The organism is Asaia sp. SF2.1 (genome assembly GCF_000505765.1).
Lineage (GTDB): Bacteria > Pseudomonadota > Alphaproteobacteria > Acetobacterales > Acetobacteraceae > Asaia > Asaia bogorensis.
Genome location: NZ_AYXS01000030.1, coordinates 1 through 5568, shown reverse-complemented (window position 1 = coordinate 5568; position 5568 = coordinate 1). Strand labels below are relative to the sequence as shown.

The window sequence follows — 5568 nt, the reverse complement described above, 5'->3', positions numbered from 1 at the left end:
GAGTAGTTGGTCTCGTTGTCGATATAGGCGAGGAAGTCATGACCGCTGGCCTGATAGGTGCGCGTGGGCACGCCGAAAGTCCGCAACACATCCACATCGCTCTTGCCGATCATGGAATCCAGCACCTTGCGTTGCTGAACGGTCGGAACATCGCATGCCGACAGGGTCAGCAGCGCAGCAAACGACAGAAAAACTGTTTTCTTCATCATCCTGATACCCTTTCCGAAGCTGAAGCCGCCTGCCGGATCAGTTCGAAGCTGGCGCCACTGTAGGCCATGAGAACGATTTTGCCCCTCAAAAAGGTGCATTGCTATCATAAGGTTTAAGAAAACCACACAATGTCACACAAGCGCGGCGCGCCGGTTGCCAGCATCACAAGCCGGTCAAACCCCAACGCAATCCCACTGCACGGCGGAAGATCCGCCAGATCAGCCAGAAAAGCCTCGTCGAGCGGCCAGTCCTGATCCGGTGCCAGAGCGATCCGCCGCTCCCTGTCCGCCACAAAGCGCGCACGCTGTTCCACCGGATCGGTCAGCTCCTCGAAGGCATTGGCCAACTCGACTCCTGCGGCATAGAGCTCAAAACGCAGCGCCACACGCGGATCTTCCGGGTCACGTCGCGAAAGCGCTGCCTGCGCCGCAGGCCAATGCGTCAGGAAAGTCGGTCGATCACGCCCGATATGCGGCTCGATACGCTCCAGCAGCAGCCGGAAGAAAAGATCCTCCCATGTCTCGCCAACGCGCAAGACCGTGCCGGCCTCCTGCGCCAGACGGGCGGCGTCGTTGCCAATACCCAGCAGATCGACCCCCACATAGCGCCTGAACGCCTCGGCCATCGTCAGTCGCTCGAAAGGCGCGTCAATTCTGAGCGTGGTATCGCCACATGTCAGGGTAGGCGGCAATAAATGCTGCAATAGCGCTTCGGTTTCGTCCATCAAGGCGCTGAGCCCCGCCCCGGGCCTGTACCATTCCAGCATGGTGAATTCAGGCGCATGCAAGGCACTTTGCTCGCCATTGCGCCAGACACGCGCCAGCTGAAAAACCGCGAGCCCGGTAGCCGCCACAATGCGCTTCATCGCAAATTCGGGGCTGGTGTGCAGGTAGCGCGGTTCTCTCGTGCCATCGGGTCGCTCGAGTTCGGTCCGGAAGCAGCGCAGATGCACCTCCTCACCCGGCACAGGCACCGCGCATGGCGTCTCCACTTCCAGATAATTGCGAGCGTCGAAAAAGGCACGCACACCACGTTGCAGCAGGGCACGACGCTGCAAAAGCGGCAGCCTGTCTGAAATTGCGTTTCGTCCCGCCATGATATGCGCTCTCCGGTTGCGAAAACAGTTGTGCCTGAAGTACAGCCCCCTGATGCCAGAAAAGGTCAATCCCCCCGCTGAACCGCGTCATACCGGGCCACGCCCTGTCGTGCGCACGCCATCGCAGCTGATTGCGCGTGGACTCGTTCCGCCGGATCAGGCTTCGGCGCTTGAGGCTCTCTCCAGCCAGTTCGCCACAGCCATCCCGCCGGCCTTTCTGGATCTGATCAACCATCCGGACGATCCGATCGGGCGGCAGGTTGTCCCGACCCCTGCCGAACTTCAGACCGCCCCATGGGAATTGCATGATCCGATTGGCGATGACGCCCTTTCTCCCGTACCAGGTATCGTTCATCGCTATGCCGATCGCGCGCTGCTCAAGCCATTGCTGGTCTGCCCGCTCTATTGCCGGTTCTGTTTCAGGCGCGAGCATGTGGGGCCGGACGGTGGACTCCTCCCAGACGAGGCCCTGAACACGGCACTGGACTGGATTGCCGATCACCCCGCCATCAGCGAGATCATCCTGACGGGTGGGGACCCGCTCATGCTGAGCCCGCGTCGACTGCGCCATATCATCGAGGCGCTGTCGGCCATGCCCCATATCCAGACCATCCGCATTCATAGCCGTGTGCCTGTGGCCGACCCCGCACGGATTACATCGGCCCTGCTGGATGCTCTCGAAACCGATCGCGCTCTGTGGATCGTGCTCCATGCCAACCATGCAAGCGAAATGACGGGTCAGGCTCGCGCCGCCATACGGCAGATCCAGAGTCGCGCCATACCGGTGCTCAGCCAGTCGGTCCTGCTGCGCGGTGTCAATGACACCGAGGAAGCGCTGGAGGCCCTGCTTCGTGCGTTCGTTACCGCCCGCATCAAGCCCTACTACCTGCATCAGCTCGACCCCGCCCCCGGCACATCGCATTTCTATGTGCCAATCAATGAGGGACGTGCGCTGCTGGCTCGCCTGCGCGGCCGCGTGACAGGCCTTGCCTGGCCAACCTACGTGCTCGATATCCCGGGCGGTGCGGGCAAGGTGCCGCTGGGGCCGGATTATTACCACCCCGAGACGCAGCCAGGCGCCGTGCAGGACCCGGCGGGCAACACGCACATGCTGCCCACTATCCCGTCAGAGCGGGGATGAACCGGAGAACATCTCGCCTATCAGCCCCTTGAGCACCCGCATCGTCAAACGGCGAAGTGCAGGAGACACATGATAGGACTGCGTCTCGGGATCGGCCATGCGGGTGATCGTTTCACGCATCGAGGCTGGCAGGGTCGGAAACGGGTCAACCCCTGTCACCCTGACCAGCGTCGCAACAGGAACCTGCGTGCAGGATGGCGAGAGAGTGTTCTTGCACACATAAACCGTCACCGCTTGGCGGGACGGCAGATAGACCGCCTTCCATGTCGAGGTCGGCACGGGCAGTTCACCGGGTCCGATATGGGCAGGGGTCTGCGTACGATAGGCTGGCCCCGTCACGACATAGGCCTCGCCCTCTGAAAGCACGAGCTCGCGCACCTTCTTCTCGACCCCGGCCCAGAGGCCGCGATTGAGGTCAGGTGTCTGCGGCACCATATTCGCAAGCGAGAATGTCTCCTGCTGTGAAGCCCGGCTGGGGGCATCACCGCTCGGCATCATGTGCCCGCGGTCGAACCCGGACCGCTGGTAATCGACCAGACGGGCCCTGTCCGCCTCTGGCTGGCGTGTTTCCTCGTGGAACTTGCCCTCGCGCAATTGATGCTGGGCATGGCGTATCTCATCACGCGTAAGATGCTCTGCCACCCAGACAGGCTCATGCGTGACCCCGGACACGAGAACAGCGAAATCCGTGTTGCACAGGAACGTATTGCGCGTTGTGGGGGCGGGTGCCGTCAGGGTCGGCGCAATTCCACCGGAGAAATCTGCCGCACACGCAACCGTGCCTGGCGTCTGTCCAGCCGAAACGGGAGCCTCGGCATAGGCACGCGACAGGCCGGGAAAACCAGAAAGACCAGAGCCGCCCCAGAAAACAAGACCCAGCCCGGAGAGAGCAAACACGCAAGAAGATCGAAACCGCATGGCTGCGCTCTAGCTGTCACTTTGCAAATACACAACCAGATCGCACACAGCGCCTCCAGCGCGGCATCCCGGAGGGCAGACCATGCATCTTGCTTGCTCTTGAGCGCCCGCTTCGTTAGAACCCCGCCTTTCACGGCGGCACAGACCCGTCGTATCCACATCACGATTCCCGGGATCTTTCTTCCATGAAGCAGCAGGCAAACCTGATTCGCGCCGGACAGGTTATTGAGCATGACGGTCGTCGCTGGACGGTTCTCAAGCAGCAGATCATCACGCCGGGCAAGGGTGGCGCCTTCATCCAGGTCGAAATGCGCGACCTGAACACAGGCAACAAGACCAATGAGCGCTGGCGCACCGCCGACACCGTCGAGCGCCTAATGACGGAAGACAAGGACTACACCTATTCCTACACGGATGGTGACAACATCGTCCTGATGGACCCGGAAACCTTCGAGCAGGTAATGCTGCACAAGGACATCTTCGGTGACCAGCTGCCCTTCCTGCAGGACAACATGGAACTGAACGTGAAGCTGGTCGAAGGCGATCCGGTTGGCGTTTCCCTGCCGCCGCACGTCACGCTTGAAATCACCGAGGCCGATCCTGTGGTCAAGGGCCAGACGGCCAGCTCGTCCTACAAGCCCGCCATGCTGTCCAATGGCGTCAAGACCATGGTGCCGCCCTTCATCGAAGCCGGCGAGCGCGTGGTTGTCCGCACGGACGACGCCTCCTACGTCGAACGCGCCAAGGCCTGATCACCTCCTGAAACGGGGGCGCAGCCACGCTGCCCCCCGGCAAGGCCAAGCCCGCCTGCCGGGCTTGGCCTCAATACGACTACCCTGCTCTTTCACAGTTTCTCATCAGGATTATTGCCATGCGTCTCTCGCCGCATATGACCGTCATGCAGAATGCTGCGCAAAAAGCAGCCAAGCGTCTCCTTCGCGATTTCGCCGAAGTCGAGCAGCTTCAGGTCAGCATCAAGGGCCCCGGTGACTTCGTCTCGCAGGCCGATCTGCGTGCCGAGCAGACAATCCGTGAGGAACTCGCCCGTGCTCGCCCCGGCTACGCCTTCCTGATGGAAGAGAGCGGCAATTCGGGCGGTGAGAACTGGACCTGGCGCTGGATCGTCGATCCGCTCGATGGCACATCGAACTTCCTGCATGGTATTCCGCAATGGGCCATTTCCATCGCCCTGCAGCGTCGCCACCCCGATGGCTCGACCGAAATCGCTGCTGCCATGGTCTATAACCCTGCTGCCAATGAGATGTTCTGGGCAGAGAAGGGCATTGGTGCGTTCCTGAACGAGCGTCGTATTCGCGTCTCGGCACGTCGTGACCTGTCCGAATCGCTCATTGCTACCGGCATTCCCTTCGCCAAGACACCGGCAGATCGCCGTCTGCCGTTTGGTCGTACACTGGCGGCACTCATGCCCCATGTCGCAGGTTTCCGTCGCTTCGGCGCCGCAGCGCTCGACCTCGCCTGGGTTGCTGCCGGTCGTTATGAAGCCTTCTGGGAAATCGGCCTCAAGCCCTGGGATTGCGCGGCCGGTCTGCTGATCGTGCGCGAGGCTGGCGGCTACGTGACCGATCCGGAAGGTCTGGAAATCACCGATCTCGACAATGACGTGACGCTGGTCGCAGGTAACGGCCACCTGCATGGGCCGATCCGCAAGATCGTGCTCGACGCCCTGACCCGCAAGGCCTGAGATCCCAACCTGCCCGCGCTCCGGCGTGGGCGGGATACAAAAACCAGTCATTCCGCAAATAAAACCGGATAGCGCGGGAACCATCGGGATAACGAGATCTCATTCCCCATTGCTAGCGCGGGGGGAGCGCGATTAGGATCACCCGGTCATGAAACGGCCGATCCTCCTCTCCCTCCTGTTTTCGGCCGGTCTTCCGGCTGCCCTGCTGACCGCGATGCCTTTACAGGCGCAGGTCACCTCCAATGATGATGCCATCCCCGCGGCTAGGCCTGCGGCGAAATCAGCACCTCAGAAGAGCTCCCAGAAAGCCTCCAAAGGCAACGCCGAGAAGGCAGGCCGCAAGGGCGGTCATAAAGCGGATACAAGCTCCGCCACCAAGGGCAAATCTGCCTCGTCCCATCCGGCCACACCCTCTGCCACCAGCCCGGCGCCCAACAGCAATCTGCCCGGCAAGAGTGCACCGGCCGCAACATCCCGCGCCCCTGCAGCACAGCGTATCGG

At 61.7% G+C, this 5568-nt stretch carries 5 protein-coding genes and 2 pseudogenes; 4 read left to right on the top strand and 3 right to left on the bottom strand.

The genetic code is table 11. The features are described from left to right. Positions 1 to 206: pseudogene (locus P792_RS31145) on the bottom strand (hypothetical protein); the annotation flags it as partial. A 116-nt stretch (positions 207 to 322) separates the two neighbouring features. Beyond that, positions 323 to 1306: an EF-P lysine aminoacylase EpmA gene (epmA, locus tag P792_RS31140; RefSeq protein ID WP_023979278.1), complete on the bottom strand. Its 984-nt coding sequence runs from the start codon at positions 1304 to 1306 to the stop codon at positions 323 to 325. 52 nt (positions 1307 to 1358) lie between these two features. On the opposite strand from epmA, the gene P792_RS31135 reads away from it, so the two are divergent. After that, positions 1359 to 2447 carry a lysine-2,3-aminomutase-like protein gene (locus tag P792_RS31135; protein WP_023979277.1) on the top strand — a complete coding sequence of 363 codons (1089 nt, stop codon included), beginning with the start codon at positions 1359 to 1361 and terminating at the stop codon, positions 2445 to 2447. Here the strand turns inward: P792_RS31135 and P792_RS0119325 are convergent. Next, on the bottom strand, positions 2433 to 3344 hold the full coding sequence (locus P792_RS0119325; RefSeq protein ID WP_023979276.1) for a DNA/RNA non-specific endonuclease: 912 nt from the start codon (positions 3342 to 3344) through the stop codon (positions 2433 to 2435). The two genes, P792_RS31135 and P792_RS0119325, sit on opposite strands and share 15 nt — an antisense overlap. Before the next feature lie 206 nt (positions 3345 to 3550). On the opposite strand from P792_RS0119325, the gene efp reads away from it, so the two are divergent. The 3 genes and pseudogenes from efp to P792_RS0119320 form a co-directional block, all read left to right on the top strand. After that, complete coding sequence (gene efp / locus P792_RS31130) at positions 3551 to 4117, top strand: elongation factor P (RefSeq protein ID WP_023979275.1); 567 nt, start codon at positions 3551 to 3553, stop codon at positions 4115 to 4117. Positions 4118 to 4236: 119 nt separating this feature from the next. After that, on the top strand, positions 4237 to 5067 hold the full coding sequence (locus P792_RS31125; protein ID WP_023979274.1) for an inositol monophosphatase family protein: 831 nt from the start codon (positions 4237 to 4239) through the stop codon (positions 5065 to 5067). Between the two features lie 148 nt (positions 5068 to 5215). Continuing rightward, positions 5216 to 5568 (top strand): annotated as a pseudogene (locus P792_RS0119320) (hypothetical protein); the annotation flags it as partial.